30 protein-coding genes are annotated in these 25,378 nt (G+C 72.4%); 12 read left to right on the forward strand and 18 right to left on the reverse strand.

The window, feature by feature from the left end; genetic code table 11:
- The first annotated feature begins 2 nt into the window (after nucleotides 1-2).
- On the forward strand, nucleotides 3-1,115 hold the full coding sequence (locus SAM23877_RS18540; RefSeq protein ID WP_053134296.1) for a sensor histidine kinase: 1,113 nt from the start codon (nucleotides 3-5) through the stop codon (nucleotides 1,113-1,115).
- A 19-nt stretch (nucleotides 1,116-1,134) separates the two neighbouring features.
- Here the strand turns inward: SAM23877_RS18540 and SAM23877_RS18545 are convergent, their stop codons facing one another.
- Nucleotides 1,135-2,142 carry an NAD-dependent epimerase/dehydratase family protein gene (locus SAM23877_RS18545; protein WP_053134299.1) on the reverse strand — a complete coding sequence of 336 codons (1,008 nt, stop codon included), beginning with the start codon at nucleotides 2,140-2,142 and terminating at the stop codon, nucleotides 1,135-1,137.
- 201 nt (nucleotides 2,143-2,343) lie between these two features.
- Between SAM23877_RS18545 and SAM23877_RS18550 the strand changes: the two genes are divergently transcribed.
- From SAM23877_RS18550 to SAM23877_RS18570, 5 genes are read left to right on the forward strand one after another with little or no spacing between them, the layout of a single operon-like run.
- Nucleotides 2,344-2,718 carry a hypothetical protein gene (locus tag SAM23877_RS18550; protein WP_053134302.1) on the forward strand — a complete coding sequence of 125 codons (375 nt, stop codon included), beginning with the start codon at nucleotides 2,344-2,346 and terminating at the stop codon, nucleotides 2,716-2,718.
- Nucleotides 2,715-3,338, forward strand: a complete 624-nt coding sequence (locus SAM23877_RS18555; RefSeq protein WP_053134305.1) for a class F sortase — start codon at nucleotides 2,715-2,717, stop codon at nucleotides 3,336-3,338. Before SAM23877_RS18550 ends, SAM23877_RS18555 begins: the two co-directional genes overlap by 4 nt.
- A gap of 46 nt (nucleotides 3,339-3,384) precedes the next feature.
- Nucleotides 3,385-3,876: an RNA polymerase sigma factor gene (locus SAM23877_RS18560; RefSeq protein ID WP_053134308.1), complete on the forward strand. Its 492-nt coding sequence runs from the start codon at nucleotides 3,385-3,387 to the stop codon at nucleotides 3,874-3,876.
- Complete coding sequence (locus SAM23877_RS37540) at nucleotides 3,860-4,339, forward strand: hypothetical protein (RefSeq protein ID WP_079030290.1); 480 nt, start codon at nucleotides 3,860-3,862, stop codon at nucleotides 4,337-4,339. Before SAM23877_RS18560 ends, SAM23877_RS37540 begins: the two co-directional genes overlap by 17 nt.
- Nucleotides 4,336-4,689: a DUF952 domain-containing protein gene (locus SAM23877_RS18570; RefSeq protein ID WP_053134314.1), complete on the forward strand. Its 354-nt coding sequence runs from the start codon at nucleotides 4,336-4,338 to the stop codon at nucleotides 4,687-4,689. Before SAM23877_RS37540 ends, SAM23877_RS18570 begins: the two co-directional genes overlap by 4 nt.
- 60 nt (nucleotides 4,690-4,749) lie before the next feature.
- Here SAM23877_RS18570 and SAM23877_RS18575 read toward each other — a convergent pair whose 3' ends face one another.
- From SAM23877_RS18575 to SAM23877_RS18585, 3 genes are all read right to left on the reverse strand, one after another.
- On the reverse strand, nucleotides 4,750-5,064 hold the full coding sequence (locus SAM23877_RS18575) for an SCO5918 family protein (RefSeq protein ID WP_053134317.1): 315 nt from the start codon (nucleotides 5,062-5,064) through the stop codon (nucleotides 4,750-4,752).
- Between the two features lie 47 nt (nucleotides 5,065-5,111).
- A complete protein-coding gene (locus SAM23877_RS18580; protein WP_079030291.1) occupies nucleotides 5,112-6,638 on the reverse strand; it encodes a DEAD/DEAH box helicase in 1,527 nt (508 codons plus the stop codon).
- 277 nt (nucleotides 6,639-6,915) lie between these two features.
- Nucleotides 6,916-7,119 carry a cold-shock protein gene (locus SAM23877_RS18585; protein WP_003975209.1) on the reverse strand — a complete coding sequence of 68 codons (204 nt, stop codon included), beginning with the start codon at nucleotides 7,117-7,119 and terminating at the stop codon, nucleotides 6,916-6,918.
- Nucleotides 7,120-7,575: 456 nt separating this feature from the next.
- On the opposite strand from SAM23877_RS18585, the gene SAM23877_RS18590 reads away from it, so the two are divergent.
- Both SAM23877_RS18590 and SAM23877_RS18595 read left to right on the forward strand, forming a co-directional pair.
- A complete protein-coding gene (locus SAM23877_RS18590) occupies nucleotides 7,576-8,208 on the forward strand; it encodes a VOC family protein (protein ID WP_053134323.1) in 633 nt (210 codons plus the stop codon).
- Between the two features lie 148 nt (nucleotides 8,209-8,356).
- Nucleotides 8,357-9,817 carry a phosphatase PAP2 family protein gene (locus SAM23877_RS18595; protein WP_162492113.1) on the forward strand — a complete coding sequence of 487 codons (1,461 nt, stop codon included), beginning with the start codon at nucleotides 8,357-8,359 and terminating at the stop codon, nucleotides 9,815-9,817.
- Nucleotides 9,818-9,913: 96 nt separating this feature from the next.
- Here the strand turns inward: SAM23877_RS18595 and SAM23877_RS18600 are convergent, their stop codons facing one another.
- On the reverse strand, nucleotides 9,914-10,687 hold the full coding sequence (locus SAM23877_RS18600; protein WP_053134327.1) for a polysaccharide deacetylase family protein: 774 nt from the start codon (nucleotides 10,685-10,687) through the stop codon (nucleotides 9,914-9,916).
- 204 nt (nucleotides 10,688-10,891) lie between these two features.
- Here SAM23877_RS18600 and SAM23877_RS37545 point away from each other — a divergent pair, with 204 nt between their 5' ends.
- A complete protein-coding gene (locus SAM23877_RS37545) occupies nucleotides 10,892-11,140 on the forward strand; it encodes a transcriptional regulator (RefSeq protein WP_079030293.1) in 249 nt (82 codons plus the stop codon).
- Here SAM23877_RS37545 and SAM23877_RS18605 read toward each other — a convergent pair.
- Nucleotides 11,097-11,663, reverse strand: a complete 567-nt coding sequence (locus SAM23877_RS18605; RefSeq protein ID WP_053134331.1) for a Uma2 family endonuclease — start codon at nucleotides 11,661-11,663, stop codon at nucleotides 11,097-11,099. The two genes, SAM23877_RS37545 and SAM23877_RS18605, sit on opposite strands and share 44 nt — an antisense overlap.
- 201 nt (nucleotides 11,664-11,864) lie before the next feature.
- Between SAM23877_RS18605 and SAM23877_RS18610 the strand changes: the two genes are divergently transcribed.
- Together SAM23877_RS18610 and SAM23877_RS18615 are read left to right on the forward strand one after the other, a co-directional pair.
- The gene (locus tag SAM23877_RS18610; RefSeq protein ID WP_063482580.1) at nucleotides 11,865-13,304 is read left to right on the forward strand and encodes an MFS transporter; all 1,440 of its coding nucleotides are present in this window, start codon (nucleotides 11,865-11,867) and stop codon (nucleotides 13,302-13,304) included.
- 129 nt (nucleotides 13,305-13,433) lie between these two features.
- On the forward strand, nucleotides 13,434-14,294 hold the full coding sequence (locus SAM23877_RS18615; RefSeq protein ID WP_053134337.1) for a helix-turn-helix transcriptional regulator: 861 nt from the start codon (nucleotides 13,434-13,436) through the stop codon (nucleotides 14,292-14,294).
- 66 nt (nucleotides 14,295-14,360) lie between these two features.
- Here the strand turns inward: SAM23877_RS18615 and SAM23877_RS18620 are convergent, their stop codons facing one another.
- From SAM23877_RS18620 to SAM23877_RS18665, 10 genes are all read right to left on the reverse strand, one after another.
- Nucleotides 14,361-15,317: a 3-oxoacyl-ACP synthase III family protein gene (locus SAM23877_RS18620; RefSeq protein WP_148663818.1), complete on the reverse strand. Its 957-nt coding sequence runs from the start codon at nucleotides 15,315-15,317 to the stop codon at nucleotides 14,361-14,363.
- Nucleotides 15,318-15,335: 18 nt separating this feature from the next.
- On the reverse strand, nucleotides 15,336-16,316 hold the full coding sequence (locus tag SAM23877_RS18625) for an aldo/keto reductase (protein ID WP_053134343.1): 981 nt from the start codon (nucleotides 16,314-16,316) through the stop codon (nucleotides 15,336-15,338).
- Nucleotides 16,317-16,326: 10 nt separating this feature from the next.
- Nucleotides 16,327-16,881: a carboxymuconolactone decarboxylase family protein gene (locus tag SAM23877_RS18630; RefSeq protein WP_053134345.1), complete on the reverse strand. Its 555-nt coding sequence runs from the start codon at nucleotides 16,879-16,881 to the stop codon at nucleotides 16,327-16,329.
- 41 nt (nucleotides 16,882-16,922) lie between these two features.
- A complete protein-coding gene (locus tag SAM23877_RS18635) occupies nucleotides 16,923-18,485 on the reverse strand; it encodes an FAD-dependent oxidoreductase (protein WP_063796819.1) in 1,563 nt (520 codons plus the stop codon).
- 15 nt (nucleotides 18,486-18,500) lie between these two features.
- Nucleotides 18,501-18,794, reverse strand: coding sequence for a putative quinol monooxygenase (locus SAM23877_RS18640; protein ID WP_053134350.1), 294 nt, complete (start codon nucleotides 18,792-18,794; stop codon nucleotides 18,501-18,503).
- A complete protein-coding gene (locus SAM23877_RS18645; protein WP_053134353.1) occupies nucleotides 18,791-19,480 on the reverse strand; it encodes a histidine phosphatase family protein in 690 nt (229 codons plus the stop codon). Before SAM23877_RS18645 ends, SAM23877_RS18640 begins: the two co-directional genes overlap by 4 nt.
- Nucleotides 19,481-19,483: 3 nt before the next feature.
- Entirely contained in the window at nucleotides 19,484-19,744 is a 261-nt protein-coding gene (locus SAM23877_RS18650; protein WP_053134356.1) for a phosphopantetheine-binding protein, read from the reverse strand.
- 66 nt (nucleotides 19,745-19,810) lie between these two features.
- Nucleotides 19,811-20,812, reverse strand: a complete 1,002-nt coding sequence (locus tag SAM23877_RS18655) for a beta-ketoacyl-ACP synthase III (protein ID WP_053134359.1) — start codon at nucleotides 20,810-20,812, stop codon at nucleotides 19,811-19,813.
- Nucleotides 20,809-21,822, reverse strand: a complete 1,014-nt coding sequence (locus SAM23877_RS18660) for an AvrD family protein (RefSeq protein WP_063796783.1) — start codon at nucleotides 21,820-21,822, stop codon at nucleotides 20,809-20,811. Before SAM23877_RS18660 ends, SAM23877_RS18655 begins: the two co-directional genes overlap by 4 nt.
- Nucleotides 21,819-22,310 carry a hotdog fold thioesterase gene (locus SAM23877_RS18665; RefSeq protein WP_053134364.1) on the reverse strand — a complete coding sequence of 164 codons (492 nt, stop codon included), beginning with the start codon at nucleotides 22,308-22,310 and terminating at the stop codon, nucleotides 21,819-21,821. Before SAM23877_RS18665 ends, SAM23877_RS18660 begins: the two co-directional genes overlap by 4 nt.
- Nucleotides 22,311-22,545: 235 nt before the next feature.
- Between SAM23877_RS18665 and SAM23877_RS18670 the strand changes: the two genes are divergently transcribed.
- Nucleotides 22,546-23,523, forward strand: a complete 978-nt coding sequence (locus SAM23877_RS18670; RefSeq protein WP_053134367.1) for an aldo/keto reductase — start codon at nucleotides 22,546-22,548, stop codon at nucleotides 23,521-23,523.
- 30 nt (nucleotides 23,524-23,553) lie between these two features.
- On the opposite strand, the gene SAM23877_RS18675 is transcribed toward SAM23877_RS18670, so the two are convergent.
- Complete coding sequence (locus SAM23877_RS18675; protein WP_053134370.1) at nucleotides 23,554-24,246, reverse strand: helix-turn-helix transcriptional regulator; 693 nt, start codon at nucleotides 24,244-24,246, stop codon at nucleotides 23,554-23,556.
- 254 nt (nucleotides 24,247-24,500) lie between these two features.
- Nucleotides 24,501-25,301: a helix-turn-helix domain-containing protein gene (locus tag SAM23877_RS18680; RefSeq protein ID WP_053134373.1), complete on the reverse strand. Its 801-nt coding sequence runs from the start codon at nucleotides 25,299-25,301 to the stop codon at nucleotides 24,501-24,503.
- Nucleotides 25,302-25,378 lie beyond the last annotated feature (77 nt).

Raw genomic sequence — 25,378 nt, forward strand, 5'->3', positions numbered from 1 at the left:
CCGTGCACGACACGCTCCTCATCGCCCTCTACGCCTTCGCCGGTGCCGCCACCACCGGACTGCTCGGGGCGGGCGTGCTGAGGCTGATCCGCCGGCGCTCGCTGACCGCGTCGCTCACGGTGGTGGCGGCGGTCGCCGTCCTCGCGATGCTCGCGGGCACCCTCGCCGTCGCGTGGGCGATGTTCCTGTCCCCGCACGACCTGTCCGTCGTCACGACGGTCGTGGCGATGGCGGCCGTCGTCTCCCTGGCCACCGCCCTGCTGCTGGGCCGCTGGGTGGTCGCCCGCAGCCGCGAACTGACCGCCGCCGCCCGCACGTTCGGCGACGACGGCGGCTACGCGGCCCCCGCCGGCCCGGCCACGGCCGAACTGGACGCGCTCAGCCGCGAACTGGCGGCGACCGGTGACCGGCTCAGGCGGTCCAGGGAGCGGGAACGCGCCCTGGAGACCTCACGGCGGGAACTGGTCGCCTGGATCTCGCACGACCTGCGTACGCCGCTGGCCGGACTGCGCGCCATGTCCGAGGCGCTGGAGGACGGCGTCGCCGCCGACCCCGACCGCTACCTGAAGCAGATCCGCACCGAGGTGGAACGCCTCGACGACATGGTCGGCGACCTCTTCGAACTGTCCCGCATCCACGCCGGCACCCTGCCCCTGACCCCGGCCCGGATCTCGCTCTACGACCTGGTCGGCGACGCCCTCGCGGGCGCGGACCCGCTGGCGAGGGAGCACGGTGTGCGGCTGGTCGGCGACGCGGTGGCCGCGGTGCCGGTCGAGGTCGACGGCAGGGAGATGAGCCGCGTCCTGGGCAACCTGCTGGTCAACGCGATCCGCCGCACCCCCGCCGACGGCACGGTCGCGGTCGCCGCCGAACCCTCGCCCGCGGGGGTGGTGCTCTCCGTCACCGACGGCTGCGGGGGCATCCCCGAGGAGGATCTGCCGCGCGTCTTCGACACGGGCTGGCGCGGCAGCCACGCCCGCACCCCGCCGGCCGGGGCCGGCCTGGGCCTCGCCATCGTCCGCGGCATCGTCGAGGCCCACCGGGGCCAGGCCACCGTGCGCAACATCCCCGGCGGCTGCCGCTTCGAGGTGACCCTGCCCCTGGCGGACGCCTGAGCGGGCGGCGGCGAGCCGTTCAGTCCCCCCGCAGTCCGGCCCGCGCGAACTCCCGCATCCCCTCCGCGAAGGCGACCCGCGGCCGCCAGCCCAGCTCCTCGCGCAGCCGTGCGGAGTCGGCGGTGATGTGCCGTACGTCGCCGAGGCGGTACCCGCCGGTGACGACGGGTGCGGGCCCGCCGTACGCGGCGGCCAGGGCGGTCGCCATCTCGCCCACCGTGTGCGGCGTACCGCTGCCGGTGTTGTAGGCCCTGAGCGTGCCGGCCGGTGGCACGCCCGGGGCCTCCAACGCCGCGACGTTCGCCGCGGCCACGTCCCGTACGTGCACGAAGTCCCGTCGCTGGCGGCCGTCCTCGAAGACGCGGGGGGCCTCGCCGCGGGCGAGGGCGGAGCGGAAGAAGGAGGCCACACCGGCGTACGGGGTGTCGCGCGGCATCCGCGGCCCGTACACGTTGTGGTAGCGCAGCGAGACCGCGCTCGCGCCGGTCGTCCGGGCCCAGGCGGCGGCCAGGTGCTCCTGGGCCAGCTTGGTGGTCGCGTACACGTTGCGCGGGTCGGCCGGGGCGTCCTCGCCGACCAGCCCGGGGGTCAGCTCCTCGCCGCACGCCGGGCACGCGGGCTCGAACCGTCCCGCCTCGAGGTCGGCGACGGCACGCGGCCCGGGCCGCACCACCCCGTGCCGGCGGCACGCGTAGTGCCCCTCCCCGTACACGACCATCGATCCGGCCAGCACCAGCCGCCGCACGCCCGCCTCGGCCATCGCGGAGAGCAGCACGGCGGTACCGAGGTCGTTGCGCGAGACGTACTCCGCCGCGTCCGCGAAGCCGCTGCCGAGCCCGACCATCGCCGCCTGGTGGCAGACGGCGTCCACGCCGGCCAGCGCCCGGCCGACGGCCACCGGATCGCGCACGTCGGCGCCGGGGTCCTCGCGGACGTCGTAGCCGACGGGCTCGTGCCCGCGCGTGCGCAGCGCCGCGACGACGTGGGACCCGATGAACCCGGCAGCGCCGGTGACCAGTACGCGCATACGGCCACGCTAGGTCCGTGCGGGCCCCGGACCGGACGTCCGCACCGGCACGTCACGGCTCCGTAAGAAGACGGCGGACGCCGATCCGCGCCGACTTTGCCTTCTCTTTGCAACCCGTCCCGCCGCCGCCTCGTCTCTCCGTCCGATCCACCACCCGCGCGGCCTCCGCGCACACGGAACCCGACGAGAGAGAGCGACCCGATGCGCCGCACCATCCTCAGCGCCGTGACCCTGGCGTGCGCCGCCGTACTGGCCGGCACCGCACCCGCGTTCGCCGACGACCCCACCCCGGCACCCGCCGCCCCCGCGTCCGCCACCCCGAGCCCCGGCACCGAGCCGAGCGAGGCGCCGTCGCCGTCCGTCAGCTCACCGGCTCCGGCGGCCGAGCCGACCCAGGCACCGGCCGACGGCCAGGTCTCCGCCGTGCCCGAGGGCGCGCCCGACACCGGGGTCGCCGCACCGGCCTCCTCCGGCGCCGGCGAAGGGGCGGTCGGCGCGGGCGCCGGTGCCGTGCTCGCCGCGGGCGGCGCCGTCCTCTTCGTCGTACGCCGTCGGCGGGCGGCGACCCGGGCATGACGCCCCTCTCCGGGCGCGTCCTCGCCACCGCGGTGCTGGCCGTGGCCCTCGCGGGCTGCGGTGCCGGCCGGGGGGACGAGGCGGCCGCGCCCGCGCGCACCACGAGCACGGCGCCGCCCGCGCACTCCTCCGGCGAGCCGGTGCGGCCCCTGGAGCGCTCGGTCCCCGTCGGCCTGCGCATCCCCGCCATCGGCGTCGACACACCGGTGATGCGGCTGGGCCTTGCGGCGGACGGCACGGTGGAGGTGCCGCCGGTCACGGACGACGACCGCGCGGGCTGGTACCGGCACTCGCCGACCCCGGGTCAGCGGGGACCGTCGGTGGTCCTCGGCCATGTCACGGTCGGCGCCCACGGGGACGGCGTCTTCCGGCACCTCGCGCGGCTGCACCGGGGCGACCGGGTCGAGGCGCGCCTGGAGAACGGCACGACGGCACGGTTCACGGTCACCGCCGTACGGACCGTGGCGAAGGCCGACTTCCCGACGGAGGACGTCTACGGGGACGTGGACGGACCGGAGTTGCGGCTCATCACCTGCGGCGGCCCGCGCGTCGGCGAGGAGTACCGGGACAACGTGATCGCCTTCGCCGAGCTGGACCCGGCCCGTCCCACGGGCTCCTGACCGACCGTGTGCAGTGCACCGCGGCCCCTCACCACCATGGAGAGCGTTGAAACGGTCCCGAGACAGGGCGGCCTCCGAGCTGTTCGCCGCCCTGTATCCACGCCTCGCCGGCTGGTGCCGCCGGCTCGTCGACGACGACGAGACGGCCCACGAGATCGCCTCCGAGGCGTTCACCCGGCTCTGGGCCCGCTGGACGTCCGTGGAGGAACCCCGCGGCTTCCTCTACGTCACCGCCGCCAACCTGGTCCGCGACCACTGGCGCAAGCTGGAGCGCGAGCGCCGGGCGGTGCGCCGGGTCACCGCGGAGGTCGCCGTGCGCCCGCACCCCGAGCAGTCGGACCCCTCGGTGCGGATGCTGGTGCAGTCCCTGCCCGAGCGGCTGCGCGTACCGATCCTCCTGCACTACTACGCTGACATGCCGATCCGGGAGGTGTCCGTGCTGACCGGGCGCAAGGAAGGAACCGTCAAGGCCGACCTCCACGCGGCCCGCGAACTGCTCCGCGTCCACCTGAGGAGAAGCCTTGATCACACGCCTTGAGGACGATCCGGAGTTCGAACGGGACGACGACGATCCGCTGCTGGTCGTGCTGCGTCCGGGCGCCGACCGGCTGGGCCCGCCGCCCGGGCGCTACGAGGCGGTCCGCCGGGCGGCGTCCCGTCGGCGCCTGCTGCGGACCGCGGCCGGGGCCGCCGCGACCGCCGCTGCCGCCGCCCTGATCGCCCTGCCGCTGCACCGGGCGGCCGCTCCCGCACCGCCCACCCGTCCGACGGCTCCGCTGGCCCCGGCTCCCGCGGCCCCCACGCCGTCGGTCCCGCCGGCTCCGGCCCCGCCCCGGGACTCCTCGCCGAGCCCCGTGCCGGAGGCGTCCGTCTCCTCCGCTCCGGCCCCGCCGCCGTCGGCCGCGCCGAGCACCGCTCCGTCCGAGCGGTCGGCCACGCCGAGCGCCTCGCCCACGCCGTCGGAGGACGGCGGCGGGGCCGCTGCTACAACGGAACGATGATCTATCACGTGGTGCCGCTCGCCGACTGGGACGCCGACCCCGGCCGGCCGTACGCGCCCGCCTCCCTGGCGGAGGACGGGTTCGTCCACTGCTCGCCCGACGAGGAGACCACGCTCACCGTCGTCGACGCCTTCTACCGCGGCGCGCCCCGGCCGCTGCTGGTGCTGGTCATCGACGAGGAGCGGCTCACCGCCAGGTGCGTGTGGGAGGCGGCCGAGCCCGCCCCGCCGCCGGGAGTGCCCGAGGGCACCCTGTTCCCGCACGTCTTCGGGCCCGTCGACCGCGAGGCCGTCCGGCGCGTGCTGGAGGTCGGGTGGGACGAGGCGGGCCGGGCCACGGGACTGTCCTGACGCGAAGAGGGCGGGACCGGAAGCTGGTGCTTCCGGTCCCGCCCTCTTCTCGCGCGTCTCTCAGGCGTCCGGGGACGTCGCGCCGCCGAGCAGCGCGGACGCGGTCTGGACCGGCGTGGCGGCGGGCGCCGGCGTGGCGTCGGGGGCCGCGTGGCAGGTGAACCCGAGGCGCGCCATGGCCCGGGTGACCTCGCCGCCGGAGAAGTCACGGCGGTCCTGCCGGGTGATGACCTCGCCCACCTGCTTGACGGGGTAGCGACGGCGGCCGATGGTCACGGACTCACCCGTGACGGGTTCGGGCGTGACGCCCTTCATCGAGTCCAGCACCCCGTCCTTGGTGAGGTCGAACGGGTACCGGGCGATGACACAGCGCATGATGCCTCCACAGGGGAGAGGGGACGTGGATTGCTGTTCGCTGGGGTTCAGGCGGCCGAGCCACCGGCGGACTGGTGCCGCGGCCTGCGGCGCGCGGCCTCGCCGGCGGGCCGGCCCTGGGCGCCGCGGCCCTGGCCGCTGCGGCCCTGCGTGGGGGTGCCCTGTCCGGTGCGGCCCTGCGCGGAGCGGCCGCGCCGGCCACGGGACGAGGAGCCCCCGCCGGACGCGGCGCGCCGGGGGCGCTCGGCCACGGGTGCGGTGATGACGACGGGGATGCCGGAGGGCGTCTGGGCGCCGGTGATGCGGTGGAGGTCCTCGGTGCCCGCGCGGACCTGGGTGGTCTGCGGGACGATGCCCGCGGTGGCCATGAGGCGGGTCATGCCGCGGCGCTGGTTGGGGGTGACCAGGGTGACGACGCTGCCGGACTCGCCGGCGCGGGCGGTGCGGCCGCCCCGGTGGAGGTAGTCCTTGTGGTCGCTGGGCGGGTCGACGTTGACGACGAGGTCGAGGCTGTCGACGTGGATGCCGCGGGCCGCGACGTTGGTCGCCACCAGCACGCTCACGTGTCCGTCCTTGAACTGGGTGAGGGTGCGGGTGCGCTGCGGCTGGGACTTGCCTCCGTGCAGGGCGGCGGCCCGTACCCCGCTGTTGAGGAGGTGCTCGGTGAGGCGGTCGACGGCGTGCTTGGTGTCCAGGAACATCAGCACCCGGCCGTCGCGTGCGGCGATCTCGGTGGTGGCCGCGTGCTTGTCGGCGCCGTGGACGTGCAGCACGTGGTGCTCCATCGTGGTGACGGCACCGGCCGACGGGTCGACGGAGTGGACGACGGGGTCGCTGAGGTAGCGGCGCACGAGCAGGTCGACGTTGCGGTCCAGGGTGGCGGAGAACAGCATGCGCTGGCCCTCGGGGCGGACCTGGTCGAGCAGGGCGGTGACCTGGGGCATGAAGCCCATGTCGGTCATCTGGTCGGCCTCGTCCAGGACGGTGACGGCGACCTGGTCCAGGCGGCAGTCGCCGCGGTCGATGAGGTCCTTGAGCCGCCCGGGCGTGGCGACGACGACCTCGGCGCCGGCCCGCAGCGCGCCGGCCTGCTTCCCGATCGACATGCCGCCGACGACCGTCGCCGACCGCAGACCCACGGAGCGGGCGTACGGGGCGAGCGCGTCGGTGACCTGCTGCGCGAGCTCACGGGTGGGGACCAGGACGAGGGCGAGAGGCCGCTTGGGCTCGGCGCGCCGGCCGGCCGTACGGGCCAGCAGGGCGAGGCCGAAGGCGAGCGTCTTGCCCGAGCCCGTGCGTCCGCGGCCGAGCACGTCGCGGCCGGCCAGGGAGTTCGGCAGGGTCGCCGCCTGGATCGGGAACGGCGCGGTCACGCCCTCGGCGCCGAGCGCGGCCAGCATGCGGGCCGGCATGTCGAGCTCGGCGAACGACTCGACCGCGGGCAGCGCCGGGGTGATCGTCTTCGGCAGGGCGAACTCGCCCTGCGGGGCGGCCGGCCGGCGCCCGGAGGTCTGGGAACGGCGGGGGCCGCCGCCGCCCGAACGTCGGCGGTCGTTGGTGCGTACGCGGTTCATGGGGAACCTTCCTTGATATGGCACGTATCAAGGGAGACCCGCAGCGGAGGAGCAGCGCAGGGAATCGCAAGAACGAGCCGGCCCCGGTCGGTCTCGGCGCAAGGAGCCGATCGGACCGGGAGAAACGATGGAAACGGGAAAACTGAATGCGTGGGGCGATGCGCGGGGCGGAGACGAGAACCCCGTGGGGCGCTCTGCACCCGGAAACGCGGCGAGCTGGGGCCCGCACCCCAAGGTGCGGGCCCCAGCTGCGAAGTGTGCGTGCGCGTGGTGTGCGTCAGGCGGGAGTGATGTTCTCGGCCGTCGGGCCCTTCTGGCCCTGCGCGATGTCGAACGTCACCTTCTGGCCCTCGAGCAGCTCACGGAAGCCCTGGGCGTTGATGTTCGAGTAGTGGGCGAAGACGTCGGGGCCGCCGCCGTCCTGCTCGATGAAGCCGAAGCCCTTTTCCGCGTTGAACCACTTAACGGTGCCGGAAGCCATGTTTTTCTCCTTCGGTACGGTGCTCGGACTTCACCCTGTGTGAACTCCGGTCGCCGTGATCACCCCGTCGGAAAACCTTCAGGCAACCACAACTGCAACTTCCAACGACACTAGCACGCCGTGATCGGTCGGTCGCTTGCAATACTCTTGCCCCGGTCTGACCTATCGGGCCGGGTGAGGAATATTCCCCGGGCGTGCTTCCGGTTTCTCACGCGTTGACGGCAGATATTGCTCCGCACCGGCCGCAGGATCGTCGCCCGGCCCGTCTCCGAACACCGCCATGACCTCCTACGACGGCCTTCCGCGCGGCCTTCGGGCACCGGGCGGGCGCCCTGCGCGGCGCACCGGCTCACGGAGACGAACGCCACGTCGGCCGTACGGGCGCACGGACGGTCGGTTGCGGACGGTCAGTTCTCGAGAAGCGCCGGCGGCCCGACCGCCCCTAACGTCGCGGACATGAACGCCATCGACTCCGTCGTCCTGGAGGTGGCCGACCCCCAGGCCGCCGCCCGCTTCTACTCCGCCGCCTTCGCACTGGACCCCTCGCGGGTGCGCGTGCGGGCCTCCGAGGCCCCCTCGACCGGCTTCCGCGGCTTCACGCTGTCGCTCGTGGTGTCCCAGCCCGGCAACGTCGACGCCCTCATGGGCGCCGCCCTGGACGCCGGTGCCACCACCCTCAAGCCCGCCTCGAAGTCGCTGTGGGGGTACGGCGGCGTCGTGCGCGCCCCGGACGGCACGGTCTGGCAGATCGCGACGTCGGCCAAGAAGGACACCGGCCCGGTCACCCGGGACGTCGACGACCTCGTGCTCCTGCTGGGGGTCGAGGACGTGAAGGCGGTCAAGCGGTTCTACGTCGAGCGGGGCTTCACCGTGGCGAAGAGCTTCGGCGGCAAGTACGTCGAGTTCGCCGCCGGTCCGGACTCCGTCAAGCTGTCCCTGTACAAGCGCCGCGGTCTCGCCAAGGTGGCCGGCGTCCCGGCCGAGGGGACCGGCTCCCACCGGCTCGTCCTGACCGGCGCCGGCGGCCCGTTCAGCGACCCGGACGGGTTCGTGTGGGAACCCGCGACGCCGGTGGCGGCGGCCGGCTGACAGGGAATCCGTATTCACCTCGACTTACGCGGCCGGAACCCGCAATGTAATCCTTCCGTCTTCTCCGCCGAAGTGGCCCTTCGGCGGAGAACGCGCAATGGGACGCAATAGGAATCATCCATCTCAAAAAGAGCAAAACGAATAAAGAATGAGACGCATGCCATCACGGGTGTTTTCGCGAATAACCGGCGGAACCGAGCCTTCTGCTGAGCGTCGGTCACGGGCGGGACTCTGGGCCGTGGCGGGGGCGGCGACCCTCGGTTTCCTCGTCGTGCTGGAGATCGCCGCTCGTCGCTACGGCCTGCCGGGACCGATCACCACCCAGGCGAAAGAGGTCGTGTTCGCCCCCAAGTCGGGGCCGCTGCTGTACGCCAGCATGGCGTTGATGATGGTGGTGCTGACCTGGCGGCAGCGGTTCGTCGCGGCCGGTCTCGCCATCGGTGTCGACGTCGTCTTCGCGCTGGTGCGGTGGGTGGCCGACGCCGAGGTGACCGAAGGCTCCCACTTCGGCAACGGCGCGTTGTGGGTGATGCTGGGCTGCGCGGTCGTCGCCGTCACGCGGCGCACCGGCCGGGAACGCCTCCTGCTGCTCAAGGGCGTCGGGCTGGGACTGCTGCTGGTGGCCGGCCGCAAGACGGGTGACACCTGGCTGCTGATCACGTCCAAGACCCGTCCGGCGGTGCTCGACCAGTACGTCGCGACCGCGGACCACGCGCTCGGGGACCCGGCCTGGGTGGCGGGCCGGATCGTCACGGCCGCCGGCCCCGCCGCCGCCCACGTCCTCGACTGGGTCTACACCCAGCTCGCGGTGGCCGCGGTCGTCGTCGCCCTGTACCAGCTGCGCCGGGTGGCCGCCGAGCGCCGCTTCCCGGGGCACCACCTGGTCCGCACCTTCCTGGTGATCGGTCTCCTCGGACCGGCCGTCTACATGATCTTCCCGGTGGTCGGACCGGTCTTCGCCTACGGCACCGGAGCGTTCGGCACCGGCGGCGAGCAGTGGGCGGTGGCTCTCCTGTGGCCGGACCTGCCGCTGCCGTCGGGCCCCCCGCAGCCGATGACGTACGACGGGATCACCCCCCGGAACTGCATGCCGAGCCTGCACACGGCATGGGCCGTCGTGATCTTCATCCACTCCCGCGGGGGCCCGCGGATCCTCCGTTACGCGGGAACGTTCTGGCTGGTGGCCACGCTCTCCGCGACGCTGGGATTCGGCTACCACTACGGCATCGATCTCGTCGCCGGCGTGGTGTTCGCGGTCACCGTCGAGGCGGCGCTGCGCACGTTCGACCGGGGCTGGGACCGCTCGGGAGTGCGGCTGGTGGCCTACGGGGCATCGGTCTTCGCCGTGCTCCTGCTGTCGTCCCGCTACCTGTCGACGGAGATGGCCGCACACCCCTGGCTGTTCGGGCCGCTTCTCCTGCTGCTGATGGCCACGGTGGTGTACGGCTACGTACGGACCACCAGGGCGTGGCGGCCGAACGCCGTGGTGCCGGCGCAGCGGTCGAGGCCGCTCCTCGAACCGGTACGGGCCGACCACCCGGAGGCCGTGGTCCCCGTCGCCGAGCGGGTCGCTCTCGCGAACGACGGGGAGCAGCCGGCGAGCACCTAGTACCGGACGGACGAGAGCGGCCGGCGGCGAGCCGCCCGGGCGGCTCGTGGACCTGCGGCGGGGCGGGGCGGGGCGGGGCAGGTCGCGGACCGGGGGTCAGCGCACCGGGAAGCCGAAGGAGTAGCCCTGCTGCCGGAGCCAGGGCAGGACGCGGCGCAGGGCCTCGACCGTCTGGGAGCGGTCGCCTCCCGCGTCGTGGAAGAGGAGCGTCGGCCCGTTGGAGAGCTCCCGTTCGACGGTGGCGACGATGGCGTCCGCACCGGGCCGCTCGAAGTCCTTGGTGTCCACGTTCCAGCCCAGCGGACGCATGCCGTGGGAGGCGGCCAGCTCGCGGCTGTAGGGGGTGAACGCCCCGCCGGGAGCCCGGTAGTACATCGGGCGCACACCCCCGGACGCCTCGATGATCATGCGTTCGGCGTCGAGGATCTCCCGCGACTGGTACGCCTCGGACTTCTGGTCCATGGCGGTGTCGTGCGACACGGTGTGGTCGCACAGCCGGTGTCCGGCCGCGACCACCTCCTTCACGAGCTCCGGGTGGGCCTGCGCCTGCGTCCCCGTCACGCAGAACGTGGCTTTGACCCCGTACTCGCGCAGCAGGTCGAGCACCTGGGGCGTCCACGCCGGGTCGGGACCGTCGTCGATGGTGATGTTGACGCCGCGCGCCCCCGCGTCCGAGGCGTGCGCGATGGTCACGTCGACCGGCTCGACCTCACCGCCCGGTGCGGCGGACGCGGTCGCCTTCGGGGGCGCCCCGCCGACGGAGTCGGCCTGCGCCGTCCACACCGAGGCACCGACGGCGAGCACCGTCACCCCGAGCGCCGCCCCGACCACCTTGCCGTACCAGCCCCGCCCGCCGCCGTGCCGTGCCATGTCCGCCCCGCCTTCGCCCAGTCCGTCGTCCGATCCACCTGGCAGGACGAGGGACGGCGGCCCCGGGATGCGTCCGTTACCGATCACGGACAATCCCGGGTGAGTTCACGGACAACCCGGCGGGCGACGACCGCGACGGAGCCGAGCCCCCTCGGGCCGCCGGCCTGAAGTCACGAGGGGGCGCTACGACTCCGGAGAGACGCCGTGGGCGAGGCGGAGTTCGGCCTGGTACAGAAGCAACTCGACCTCTCCGCCTCCGTGGTGAGCAAACACGTCACCGTGCTGACGGACGCCGGCTACGTCGAGCACCGCAAGGCCGTCCGCGACACCCGGCAGCGAGTGTGGCTCCGGCTGACCCGGCGAGGCCGGGACGCCTGCCGGGGGCACGCTCTGGCTGCCCTGCGACGGTTCAGATCCGGCCGAGGTCGATCTCCGCCGCGAAGGGGGCGGTGATCTTCAGGGTGCCGGCGAACACGTCCCCTTCGCGGTACGTCCTCGTGGCGGGATCGAGCAGGTACGTATACACCAGCGGGGTGCCCGTCGCGGCCTGCTCGATCCGCCAGTAGAAGCCGATCCCGGCCCTGGCGTACTGGTCCACCTTCACGATCCGGTCGGTGGTCTCCGAGCCCGGCGACACCACCTCGGCCACGAGCAGTACGTGCTCCGGACGGGTGGGCGTGATGTCGATCGTGTCCGCACGGTAGACGATGACGTCGGGGCGGCGATTGGTCAGCGGGACGTCCTGAAGCCGGACGTCGAAATCCGTGTCGGCGTTCCAGTCGGGACCGGCTGCGGCGTCCAGGGCGTTCGCCAGGAGCCGGGCCAGCCGGTTGTGCCGCTTGGAGGCGCTGGGGCTCACGACGACCATTCCGTCCACGATCTCGATGCCGGCGCACTGCTCCTCGGACCACGACTCGTACTCCTCGGCCGTGATCTGCTCGTGCATCCACGCCGGAGCCACCATCTCGGCAGTCATGACACGCCTCCCGGACACTGTGCGGCGGGCCCGATCCCGCTTCACTCAGCGTACTGACTCCCACGCGCCGGGGCGGCCCGGAGACCTTGGTCGCCCGTGCACGAGGCCGGCGCCGAAGGTGACACTGCCAGTGACAGTCTCCGCGGGACTGCCCTCAGGCAGTGGCTGGCTGGCCCCGTTCCAGCCGCCGAGCATGGGGGCATGACCACAGCGGATACCAGTACGAGCGCCGCAGCCGCGCACCCGATCCCCGTCCGGATGACCGGACGCCAGGTCGCCGCCCTGGTGGTGCTCCTGGCTTCGCAGTTCATGATGGCCGCCGACTTCTCCGTGCTGAACGTCGCGCTGCCCGAGGTCGGCACCGCCCTCGGGTTCTCCACCGGCAGCCTGCAGTGGATCTCCACCACGTTCGCCCTGTGCGCCGCCGGATGCACCCTGGTCTTCGGACGCGTCGGCGACTACGTGGGGCGCCGGCGCATCTTCACCGCCGGCATGGCCGTCCTCGCCGTCTCGTCCCTCGTCGGCGGCATCGCGGAGTCGCCCGCGATGCTGCTGACCGCCCGCACCCTCCAGGGCCTGGCCACGGCGGCCGTCACGCCCGCCGCGCTCGCGCTGCTCACCACCGCCTTCACCGAGCCCTCCCTGCGCACCCGCGCCCTCGGCCTGAACAGCGTGATGATGAGCTCCGGCTTCAGCGTCGGCGCCATCCTCGGCGGATTCCTCACCGACGTCTTCTCCTGGCGCTGGGCGTTCTTCATCAACATCCCCGTGGCCGTCGCGGCCATCCTGATCGTGCCGTTGGTCGTCGACGAGAGCCGCGCCGAGAAGCGCAGCCGGATCGACCTGCCCGGTGCCGTGCTCATCACCCTCGGCCTGTTCTCCGCGATCTACGGCGTCACCCGGGTCGGCGAGGACGGGTTCGACCTCGTCGCCGGCGCCTCCCTGGTCGCCGCCGCCGTACTGCTCGGCGTCTTCTGGGCCGTGCAGAGCCGTACCGTCGACGCCCTGGTGCCGGTGCGGGTCCTGAAGAAGCCCGACATCGCCTTCGGCAACCTGGCCGCCCTGTTCATCTTCGGCGGCGAGACCGCGCTGATCTTCTTCACCGGCCTGTACGTCCAGGACGTCCTCGGCCTGTCCTCCCTCGCCGCCGGTCTGGTGCTGCTCGGCATCGGCGTCGGCCAGATCATCGCCGGTACGGTCGGGCCGCGCATCCTCCAGCGCGTCCCTCCGCGCACGCTGCTCGGTGTCTCCCTGTTCCTCCAGGGCGCGTTCATGCTGCCCGCGCTGTGGGCGACCTCGGACACCCGCTGGCTGATCCCGCTGATCGCCACCCAGTTCGTCAACGCGTTCTTCTCCATGACGGCAGCCCTGTCCTTCATGGTCATCGCCACCTCCTCCGTCGACTCCGACATGCAGGGCATGGCGACCGGCATGGCCACCCAGAGCCAGCAGGTCGGCATCGCCATCGGCATCCCGCTGATCAGCGCGGTGTTCGCGGCCGTCATCGGGCACGGCACGGTGACGGCGGCCGAGGAACTGAGCGGTATCCACACGGCGATCGGCGTCGCCGGCGGCTGCCAGGTCGTGGTCGGCCTGCTGCTGTGGGCGGTGCTGCGCCGCAAGACGGCCCTGCCGGGCTGAGACCCGGGCAGCGGCCCCACGCGGCCGGGAAGGCGGATCCCCCGTACCGCCTCCCCGGCCGTCGTGGCATCCATCACCGCTCCTCGGGGCGGCATTGCCGATCCCGTACGGCACCTCATAATCGAAAGGGTGGAGCACATCGTGAACACGGACCTCGGCAGCTACCTGCGCCAGATGCGCGAGCGCGTGCGGCCCGAGCAGATGGGACTGCGCTCCAGCGGCTCCCGGCGGGTCCCGGGGCTGCGGCGCGAGGAGGTGGCCGCGCTCGCGGGAGTGAGCCAGACCTACTACACGCGGCTGGAGCAGTCGCAGACCGCGCACGCCTCGCCGCAGGTGCTGCTCTCCATCGCCCGCGCCCTGCAACTGAGCCCCGACGAGCAGGACTACCTGCTCAAGATCGGCACGCCGGTGCAGAACCCGCACGCGCCGGCGCCGTGCGGCGACCAGGTGAGCCCGTACACGAGGATGCTGGTGGAGTCCCTCGGGAACGTGGCGGCGGCCGTGCTGAACTACCGCTGCGACATCCTCAGCTGGAACTCCCTCTACCACCGGCTGTTCGCGCCGCACATCGACTTCGAGGCCCCCGAGCGCGCCGAACAACGGCCGAACATCATCAAGATGAACTTCCTCGACGACGAGGTCCGCTCGCTGTACGCCGACTGGGCCGCGGAGTCGGAGTCGAACGTGACGTACCTGCGATTCATCTCCGCCGACCACCGGCACGATCCGCAGCTGGCCGAGCTGATCGGTGAACTCACGATCCAGAGCGAGGAGTTCGCGGAGCTGTGGTGCCGCCAGCGGGTGTCCAACTGCATCGAGGGCACCAAGCTCTTCGACCATCCGGTCGTGGGCGAGCTGGAGTTGATGTACCAGTCCGCGGACCTTCAGGACGGCAACATCCTGAAGTTCTACCACGCCGATCCGGACTCCCCGCACGAAGCGGCACTTCGGCTGCTGACGGTGGACCTGGACTCGGTGCACCACCGCTGACCCGCGCGGACGACGGTACGACCGCACCCCGGCCCGCAGGGACCGGGGTGCGGTGGTTCGGCGCCGTCACGTCCGCCGCAGCGCCGTGACCCCCCAGGTGAAACCCGACCCGGCCGTCGCCACGATCACCAGGTCGCCGGGACCGATCCGGTCCTCCCGCTCCAGCTCCTCCAGGGCCTGGAGCGGGTCGACACCGCCGAGGTGGCCGTCGCGCTCGTACTGGAACACGCTGCGGGAGGCGTCCACCCCGAGCGCGGCCAGGTACGAGCGGTGGGTGTCCTGGTTGCCGTGCGTGACGAGGAAGTGGGCCACCTCGGCCACGCCGGCGCCGATGCCGGCGAGGACCCTGTGCGTCAGGGTGGTGAAGTTGTCCAGGAAGGCGTCACCGAGGCCGTCCTGCTTCCCGCCCCGCTCGACCTTGATCCGGCCGTCCTTGATCTCGCCGTAGTAGGAGTCCACCCACTGCGGGTCGGTGTGGTGGGCCCCGCCCAGCACCTCGTACCGGGTGGCCGCCGCGTCGGCGGTGAGCAGCACCGCGGCCGCGCCGTCCGCGAAGTTGAACAGTTCGAGGTATCCGGTGCCGTACTCGACGAGTTCGCTGAGCCGGTCCGCGATGATCACCAGCGCGTACGGGTGCGTGCCCGCCCGCACCTGGTCGTCGGCCAGCTTCACGGCCACCATGCCGGCGTTGCAGAAGTTGGAGACCTCGTAGCAGTGCGCCTGGGTGATCCCCAGCTCGCCCGCGATCTTGGCCGCGGGCGACCAGAACGGCGTGCCCCATTCGCTGGAGCCCGCGTAGAGGACGAGGCCGATCTCCTCCAGCGGCACGGGGCTGCGGGCCAGCAGCCGGGCCGCGGCGTCCCGGCCCAGGCCCCAGGCCGTCTCGCCCTCGGCCAGCACCGAGAACTTCCCCGACGGCAGGACCTGCCCGAGCTTGTCCAGGCCGTAGCCGGACTCCCGGGCGACCTCGTCGACGCTGCGCTTGCCACTGGGCATCGCCAGGGCGTAGTCGGCTATTCCCACGGTTCCTCCACCTGCCTGTCAGACGTATTCCACGACGGCGTGCGGCACATAGGGCGCCGCGAGCCGGGCCGCCTCGGTGTCGTCGAGTTCCAGTTCCAGGGCGGCCACCGCGTCCTGGAGGTGATGCGGTTTCGTCGCTCCGACGACGGGTGCGGTGACCGCCGGCTGCCGCAGCAGCCACGCCAGGGCCACCTGTGCCATGGGCACGCCCCGCTCGGCGGCGATCTGCGCGACCACCCGGGTGACCGCGCGGTCGGCCTCCTCGGTGGGGGCGTAGAACCGGTCCTGGACCGGATCGCCGGCCGTGCGCGCCGACTCCGTCTCCCAGTCCCGGGCGAGCCGGCCGCGGGCCAGCGGGCTCCATGGGGTGACGCCGACGCCCTCGGCCAGGCAGTACGGCAGCATCTCCCGCTCTTCCTCGCGGTTGATGAGGTTGTAGTGGTTCTGCATGCTCACGAACCGGGTCCACCCGTGCAGGTCCGCGACGTACTGCGCCTTCACGAACTGCCAGGTGTGCATCGACGACGCGCCGAGGTAGCGGACCTTTCCGGCGCGCACGACGTCGTGCAGCGCCTCCATCGTCTCCTCGATCGGTGTGTGAGGGTCCCAGCGGTGGACGATGTAGAGGTCGATGTAGTCGGTGTCCAACCGGCGCAGGCTCGCGTCGAGTTCCCGCATGACGGCCGAGCGGGACAGGCCGCCGGAGAGCGGGTTGGCGTCGAGCTTCTCGTACACCTTCGTCGCGATCACGACGTCCTCACGGCGCGTCAGCTTCCGCAGGCCGCGGCCGAGGAACTCCTCGCTGGTGCCGAGGGAGTAGATGTTCGCGGTGTCGAAGAAGGTGATGCCGAGGTCGAGGGCCTGTGCGAGGAAGGGCAGGCTCTCCTCCTCGGGCAGCGACCAGGGGTGGGTGCCGAGGCCGGGCTCGCCGTAGCTCATGCAGCCCAGCGCGAGGCGGGACACCTTCAGGCCGGACGAGCCCAGTCGTACGTACTGCACGTCGGTTACCTCAGCCCTCGACCTCGTCCTGGACCTCGGTCAGCCGGCCCCAGGAGGCGATGCCCTCGTCCAGGGGGATGTCGAGGCTGGCGAGGTACATGGCGGTCATGGCGCTGTGGCCCGCGAGGTGGGTGACCTCGGCGATCTCGTTCTCGGAGTAGTACGTGCGCAGCCCCCAGTACGCCTCCTCGCTCGCCTTGTGGTCGACCATGCAGTCGGTGACGTAGCGGACCAGCGCGGCGCGCTCGGCCGGCAGTTCGTCGTACAGGGCGTCCTCGATCGCCTTGATCTCGGTGTCGTCCAGGCCGGCCTTCCTCGCCAGCGGGTAGTGCAGCAGGCGCTCGAACTCGCTGTCGCGCAGCTTGGCCACGCGCAGCACGATCACCTCGCGGTCCAGCAGGCTCAGCAGGCCGACCGTGAAGGTGCCGCCGAGCGCGAGGTGGGCGGCGGCCGAGTTCTTGGTCAGCAGCAGCGCGCGGGTCAGGTTGGACTCGAACTTCTCGTACACGGACCGCTGTTCGGGCGTCATGTCGGCGACTTCGGTGAGGGTGACGCGGGGGGTCATGGAGAGCTCCTCGGAGTTCGGTAAGGGCAGGGGGTGAGTGGTTACGCGGGTACGGCGGTGAGGGCCGCCGGTGCCGTGTCGCGCACACGGTGGGCGAGCGCCCGGGCGACGGTGCGCACGCAGGTCTCGGGCGCGTGCGCGTCCAGCGGGACCAGGGTGTCCAGGTGGCCGTCCGGACGGACGAGCAACGCGTGCGCCGCGCGCGGGAGTCTGCCGAGCAGCGGGCCGGGCGGCCGGCCGCCGAGGTCGGCGAGCGCGGCGCCGGACGTCTCGGCGCGCACCGCGTCGACGACGCGTGTCCAGTGTTCGTGGCGGTACCGGAGCCCCGGCCACAGCAGGACCGTGAACCGGTCCACGGCGAGCACGGGCTGGGTGCTGGACCCGCGCCAGCCCAGCGGCAGCCGCTCGCCCGGCACCAGGGTGCTCCGCCTCGGCCGGGCGCCGTAGTGGGTGTCGATCTGGGCGAGCCGGGGCGCGAGCGCCTTCTCCAGGGCGCGGGTCGCGCTGCCCAGCCGGTAGACGGCGTCGCGGGCCAGGGTCCGGCGCCGGGAGGAGTACAGGCCGATCCGGGCGAGGCGGGTGGACAGCGCGGCCACCCGGTCGACGGCCGGCCTGCGCTCGGTGTCGTAGCTGTCCAGCAGCTCGGGGTGGTAGTCGCCGCGCACCACACCGGCCAGCTTCCAGCCCAGGTTGACCGCGTCCTGGATGCCGGTGTTCAGGCCCTGCGCTCCGGACGGGCTCATGGCGTGGGCCGCGTCGCCGACCAGGAAGACACGGTCGCTGCCGTACGTGCTCGCCGAGCGGACGTGCGCGGTGAAGACGCCGCTGAACCGCATCTCACCGAGGCGCCGAGCCCCGGGGACGCGTTCGGCGAGCAGTGTCTCGAAGAAGGCGCGGTCGGGGGTGTCGCCGTGGTAGCCGTCGGGCACGCTCGCGCCGACCCGGAAGACCCCGTCACCGAGCGGCGCCAGCACCATGTTGCCGGTGCGGGTGAAGTAGTAGGCGGCTTCGCTGCTGGTCGTCTCGCCAAGGATCTCGGCGTCGGTGATCGCCAGCCGGGTCCTGAGGGTGCGGCCGGCGAACCGGAAGCCGAACGCCTCGCGGACGGCACTGTTGTACCCGTCGGCCCCGACCACGTAGTCGTAGGTACGGGACTGTTCGGTGCCGTCGGGCAGACGGAGCCGGCAGTCCACGCCGTGCGGGTGGCGGGTGCCCTCGAGGAAGGTGTGGTCGTAGTCGACGGCGCCGCCGAGTCCGGCGAGGTGCTCTTCGAGGATCGCCTCGGTGCGCCACTGCGGGATGGTGATGGCGAAGGGGTAGCCGACGCCGCGCAACCGGTCGAAGCGGACCAAGCCGACCATCTTCTTGTTCGAGTAGTAGTTCATCTGGTCGAAGTAGTGACCGCCTTCGACCAGTTTTCGGCCCACGCCCACCCGGTCCAGCAGTTCCAGGACGCGCGGCCACAGGATGGTGGCCCGGGAGTGCGGGCTCTGCCTGCGGAGCTTGGAGACGACGTCGGCCCGGACACCGTGCGCGAGGAGTTCGGCGGCGAGCACCATCCCCACGGGACCGGCCCCGACGACGAGGACGCGTGGTCGCTGCATGTCGCTCACCACGGCTCAGGCACCGAGCGCGCGCAGGCGGTGGACGTACGGCGGGCGGACGAACGAGCCCTCGGTGCGGGCCAGGAAGTCGGCTACGTACGGCTCCTTCATGTGCAGGTCGATGGCCTCCTGGTCGGCCCAGTCCTCCACCAGCACGACGACGTCCCGGTGCTCCTCGGACCGGAAGGCGTCGAAGCGCAGCGCGCCCTCCTCCTCGCGGGTCGCGTCGCACAGCTCCTGGAACGCGGCCGTGACCGAGTCCATGCGGTCCGGCACGACGTCGAAGACGACGGTGATCTCGATGCTCATGTGTGGGTCACTTCCTTGGCGTGGTCGACGAGGTCGACGAAGGTCACAGGTGGGGAGGGGCGGCCCGTAGCGGCGCACTCCCGCGGGTCGGCGTTCCACCGGCGCAGGGCGACCCGGGCTCGGCCCCGCGCGGTCCACTCGGCGTCCAGGCAGAGCGCGCGGCACGTGCCGACCATGAGCCGGGGCGGCTCGTCACCGGCGGCGAGCAGGGACCTGGCCAGCAGGTTCAGCACCCCGCCGTGCGCCACCACGAGGACCTGCCCCGCGGTCCGCTCCGCGGCGAGCACCTCGTGCAGTGCCGCGCAGAACCGGGTCCGCGCGGCATGGCCGCTCTCGCCGCCCGGCGGTGCGTAGCCGGGGTCGTCCAGCAGCCGTCGCAGCGTGGCGGGCCGGCTCCGGGCGAACTCGGCGCGGGACAGCCCGTCGAGACCGCCGAGATGGCGCTCGCGCAGGCCGTCGACCCGGTGGTGGGGTACGTCGAGCCGGCCCGCGGCGTACGCGGCGGTCTGGGCTGCCCGGGCCATCGGCGAGGAGTAGACCGCCGCCCAGTCGCCGGGCGGCAGCGAGCGCGCGGCCCGCTGGGCCTGCCGCACCCCCTCGTCGTTGAGCGGGATGTCGGCCTGGCCCTGGAAACGGTCGGCGGCGTTGCGGTCGGTCTCCGCGTGCCGGAGCAGGACGACGCGCACGGCTCAGACGGCGCTGCCGACGGCTGCCGGGGCACCGAGGGCCTCGACGGCGCGGGCGGCTTCGTCGATGCTCTGCTGGGAGGTCAGCACTCCTTCGGCGATGGAGACGCCGAGCCGCTTCTCCAGCAGCAGCGACATCTCCAGCAGGGCCAGGGAGTCCACCGCGAGGTCCTCGAAGACGGTGCTCCGGGCGACCTCCTCCTGCGGTATCTCGAACTTTCCGGTGAGGATCTCGATGATCATCGTGGACACGGAACCGGTCATGGGGCACCTCGGGACGTGAGGGGTGTACAGGGAACGAGCAGGCCGCGACGGTGGGGCCTGTCGGGTTCAGCCGATCGGCAGATCGGGCCAGACGAGGGTGGCCGAGCCCCAGGTGGCGCCGCCGCCGAACGCGGTCAGCAGCACCCGGTCGCCGGCCGTGAGGGTGCCGTCGGCCAGGCCGTCGGCGAGGGCGAGCGGGATGGAGGCGGCGGAGGTGTTGCCGACGCGCTCGATGTTGAGCACGGCGCGCTCCGGCGGCAGCCCGAGCTGTTCGGCCACGGCGTGGATGATGCGGGTGTTGGCCTGGTGGCCCACGAGCCGGTCGACGTCCGCGACCTCCCAGCCGGTGCGGGCCAGGGCCGTGCGCGAGGACTCCGCCATCCGGCGCACCGCGGCGAAGAACACGGACTTGCCGTCCATCCGGAAGTACCGGTCCTCCGGGCGGGGGACCCCGCCCCGGGACCGCTCCTCGGCTCCGCCGCCGCGCACCGTGATCAGGTCCGCCATCGAGCCGTCGCTGCCGAGGTGGACGTCCAGGACCGCACCCGGCTCGGTGCGCTCACCGGACCGCAGCAGTACCGCGCCCGCCCCGTCGCCGAAGATCACGGACGTGGTGCGGTCCGCCGGGTCCAGGATGGTGCTGAAGGACTCGGCGCCGACGACCAGCACCCGCTCGGCGAAGCCCGCGGTGACGGCGGCGGCGCCGGCCTGGAGCGCGTAGACGAAGCCGGAGCACACGGCCGCGACGTCGTACGCCGGTACGCCGGTCAGGCCCAGGCGGGCGGCCACGGCCGGCGCCGTCGCCGGGCACGGGCGGTCCGGCGTGGTGGTGGCGACGATCACCAGGTCGGCGCCGTCGGCACCGGCGTTCTTCAGGGCCCGCCCGCCGGCCTCGACGGCCAGGTCGCCGGTGCTGGTGCCCGGGTCGACGACATGGCGCGCGGCGATGCCGGTCCGGGTGCGGATCCAGGCGTCGGACGTGTCCAGGCGCCGGGACAGCTCCTCGTTGGTCACCACGCGCGGGGGCACGTAGCCGCCCACGCCGGCGAGTACGGCGGCCCGGGTCATGCCGGCACCTTCCCGTCCGGGAGCCGGTGGGCGACCGCGGAGCGCACCCGGAGACCGGCGAGTTCGGCCACCACGTCCAGCGTGCGCCAGGTGCCTTTGCCCATGCGCAGCAGCCCGGGCTCGTCCAGTGCGGTCGTCACCGGCACCGCCGTCGTGGGGCGGTCCGGGCGGGCGGCGGTCAGCGTGGTCTGCCGCATCCACAGGGTGTTGCTGTCCTGGCGGCGCATGTCGTCGAGGTCGTAGAGCATGATCTGGGCGAGCTGGAGGGCCGTGACGAAGGCGTCGACCATCGACACGCAGGGTTGGTGCGCACCCTCCAGACCCGCGGTGGGCACCACCGCGCCGTCCTCGTGGACGACGGTCAGCGCGGCCTCGGCGCTCAGCGCCCGGTGGTCCACCGCGACGTCGCGGACGAGCTGACGCCGGGTGGTGAACCCGGTACCGAAGTAGCGGTCCGCCGCCGGGCCGAGGAGGGCGTCCAGGCCGGCGTACGGGCCGGAGGCCGGGACCGTCCCCGTGGGCAGGGCGTGGACGACCTCGCACCGCGTCCGCATGGTGCCGACCGCGCAGTCGACCAGGGAGACCGCGCGCCCGGGTTCCCCGGCGAGCGGGTCGGTGCGGCGCAGCGTCGCCTCGGCCGGCAGCCGTGCGAGGTCCTCCTGCGGGCTGGTGCCGGCTGTGATCCGTACCTTGCGCAGCCAGCCGTCGCGCAGGTCCGGGACGAGGCCGGTGAGGCACGCCTCGGCGAGCTGGGCGGCGACGACGAGGCCGTCGACGGTGCTGAAGTGGGGGAGCAGATCGGTGCCGGCCGCCTTCTTCGACCAGTCGGCGGGGTACCTGACGCCCACCGAGGACGCGGCCCGCACGGTCCCGTCCGCTCCACGGGTGAGGCGCAGTTCGCCGATGTCGTAGGCGACCCGGCGGAAGCCGCGGCCGAAGAAGCGCTGCTCGGCCGGGCCGAGGTGGTCGTCGACGGACGCCACCACGGTCGGTGCTGAAGTCGGGGTCATCGGTGCTCCGTTCGTCGGGGTTGGTCCTGCGCGGGCCTTCGGCGGGGCGCCGTGCGCCCGCCCGGTCCGCGCCGGTCGCCGCGCCGGACGGCGCAGGTGAGCCGCGCCGTGCAGGTCCGGTTGCCGGAGTCATCGGTGATGACGATCTCGTACGAGGCCATGGCCTGCCGCTCGCCCAGGGGCCGGCACACCCCGGTGACGGTCCCCGAGGAGACCCAGCGGTGGTGGGTGCATGACAGGTCGACCCCCACGGCGTTGCCGCCGGGCCCCGCGTGCAGGAACGCGGCGAGGGAACCCAGGGTCTCCGCGAGGACGGCATTGGCGCCGCCGTGCAGAATCCCCACCGGCTGGCGATTGCCCGAGATGGGCATGGTGCCCACCACGAGTCCCGGTTCGCAGGTGACGATTTCTATACCCATGCGTCGGGTCAGTTGTTCGCCTTCGTATGCACCGTCGACCCGCATCGGGCCGAGCATGATGTTCGGCATCACGGTCTCCGTCTGTTTCCGGGCCCGCACCGGCGGGCCGATTCGAGTCAAACACCGCGACGTGAAAGGCGACAGCCTCATGGCCTGTTGCTGCCAAGTAGCTGGCGCTTTTACCAAATCCAGGAAGACTTGTTCTCGCCTGGTAACCCGCAGGAAAGATGCGAATGCTTCGGTGCGGGTGCCCATTCGTGCTTGGATGGGTGCGGAGTTGAGAAAAGAAAGGGGCGCGGTCTCAGTGCAGCGCGTTTCGCTCGGCGGTCTTGATGTTTCCGGCATCGGCCTGGGCGCCATGTCGATGTCCGACTACTACACGGGAGCGGGCAACGACGAGGAGGAGGCCGTCCGCACGATCCGGCGGGCACTGGACCTCGGCGTCGACCTCATCGACACCGCCGAGATCTACGGCCCGTTCGTGAACGAGGAGCTGGTCGGGCGGGCCGTCGCCGGACGGCGTGACGAGGTGGTGATCGCCACCAAGTTCGGGCTGGTCTCGCACGACGGCGGCGGTCCGAACGTGCTCGACAGCTCACCGGCCAATGTGCGCAAGGCGGTGGAGGGTTCGCTCAGGCGCCTGGGCACCGACCACATCGACCTCTACTACCAGCACCGCGTCGACCCGGACACGCCGATCGAGGACACCATGGGCGCGCTCGCCGAGCTGGTGCGCGAGGGCAAGGTCCGGCACGTCGGACTGTCCGAGGCCGGCCCGGACACCATCCGGCGCGCCCACTCCGTGCACCCCGTGACGGCGGTGCAGACCGAGTACTCGCTGTGGTCCCGGGAGCCCGCCGAGACGCTGCTGCCGCTCCTGCGGGAGTTGGGCGCCGGGCTCGTCGCCTACTCGCCGCTCGGCCGGGGTTTCCTGACCGGCACCATCCGCTCCACCCGGGAGTTCGCCCCGGACGACTTCCGGCTGTCCACACCCCGGTTCGCCGAGGGGAACTTCGAGCGGAACCTGCGCATCGTCGACGAGGTGGAGGACGTGGCCCGGAGCGTCGGGGCCACCCCCGCGCAGGTCGCGCTCGCCTGGCTGCTCGCCCAGGGCGACGGCATCGTCCCCGTCCCCGGCACCCGGCGCGTGACCCGCGTCGAGGAGAACGCCGCCGCGGCCGAGGTCGTCCTCACGTCCGGGCAACTGGCCCGGCTCGACGCGCTCACCCCGCCCGTCGGCGACCGATACGCCGAGCAGGACCTGGCCCGCACGGGACTGTAGGACCCCCGCGGGGCCCCGGGCCGGGGCCGTTCAGATCCACTGCCGCCGGGCCGCTTCCACCCCCGCCTGGAAGCGGCTCTGGGCACCCATCCTGGACATCACGCCCGCTATGGTCCGGCGGACCGTGCGGACCGACAGGCCGGTGCGGCGGGAGATGCCCTCGTCGGTCAGCCCCTCGGCGAGAAGCACCAGCGCCTCTCGCTCCCGCTCGTCCAGCCCGCCGCGCCCGGGCCCGCCGGCCCCGCTGTCCGTCGGCACCGGCGCGCAGCCCGCCCACACCTGGTCGAACAGGGCCTGGTGGCCGGCGACCAGAGACCGTCCGCGCAGCAGTGTGGCCGAGGACTCACCCAGTGCGGGGTCCGACGGCACGATCGCCAGATCGCGGTCGACCACGGCCATCCACACCGGCAGCCGCGGCAGGCCCCGCACCTGCGCGCCGGACGCCGCGATCCGCCGCAGGTCCTCGGCCTGGGCGGGATCGCGGGCGACGTCCGCCGGATGCAGGACGCGCACCCGCGCGCCACGGCGGACCAGTTCCCCGCTGAGCAGTGCCGCCCGCTCCCGCACCCGGCGGTCGTAGGGGCGCCGGGGCAGCGCGAGCCGTAACTCGCGCACCGCGCGGTGGTGCAGGGCGTCCAGTTGGTCCGCCACGGAGTCGGAGTCGGTCAGCGGCTGAAGTGCCGTCCGTGTGGTGTCGGATCTGACGAGCGTCTGACTTTCCATGTCACCATTCCGCAGCAAAAAGAGATACCCGGACTTGGCACGGACCCCCCGTGCAGCGCAACCCGCAGTCCCCAACAGGAGGTAAAGATCCGGAATGGAAGGTAAAGAGCTGCCGCTGTGAGGGCAGAATCCACACGGGTCTCAGGCTGCGCCTCAATGAGGTTGCAAGTGCTCTTCAAGGCTTGTCAAGCGGCAAAAACTTGCCGCTTGCCAGTCATCTCTTTCTGTGTAGAGTTGGTGGCGCACAGGCACTGTTACGCCGGCATCAGAGCCACGAAGCGGGCGCCTGGCCGGTAAGCGGGGAGGAGGACCTGGGCGGTGACAACCAACTCGGTCTGGGAAACATGGGGGAGTGCGAGGCGGAATTTTCCGCCCTGCCGGAACGCGATGATGCGGGGCCCGGCATTCCAGAGTTCACGACAGACCGGCTCGTGCTGGACACTCGTCAGTAAATCATTGAGAGTCGGGTCGTCCGGACTGCGAAAGAGCGCGAATCTCAACTGTGCGAGATACAGCGCGGCCTGTTTCCTCCATTCCACTATCTGTTCACGCGATTCGGGGTTCAGCAGAACCCAGCGCATCAGATTGGCTTCCGGCTCACGGACCCAGGGAAACCACCGGGCCATGAGCGCGTTGTAGGTGATGATGTTCCACGCGTGGTCGATGAGATAGGCCGGAAACGTCGTCTGTGCGTCGACCAGGTCCTTGAGCCGGCCCAGTCTGCCGCCGTCGTCCGCCGTCCGCTCCTCGTCCGACACCTCGGCCAGCCGGTACCAGTACAACGCCGTACGTTCGTCCGGTCCGAGGTCCAGCGCTTCTGCGAGCTGGGTCAACGTGTCCAGGGTGAGCGGAACCTGAGCCCCGCTCTCCAGCGCGCGGTACCAGCGCTCGCTGACGCCCATGCGCTGGGCGACCTCCTTCTGCGGCAGCGCCTTGCCCCGTCCGAGCTTGGCGCCCGCCTCTGTGCGCCAGGCCCGCAAGAGGTGCGGAAGGTCAGCGAATTCGAGCTGGAATTCCGCTGCTTCGGGTATGTCTGAACCACGCGATTCCGTCATGTTTCCCCCGTTCGTGGCATGTCTTCGAACGATCAAACACTAGTCGGAGGCGTCGTCGACCCCTTGGGGCGTGAGCG

The sequence above is a fragment of the Streptomyces ambofaciens ATCC 23877 genome (assembly GCF_001267885.1).
GTDB classification, from domain to species: domain Bacteria; phylum Actinomycetota; class Actinomycetes; order Streptomycetales; family Streptomycetaceae; genus Streptomyces; species Streptomyces ambofaciens.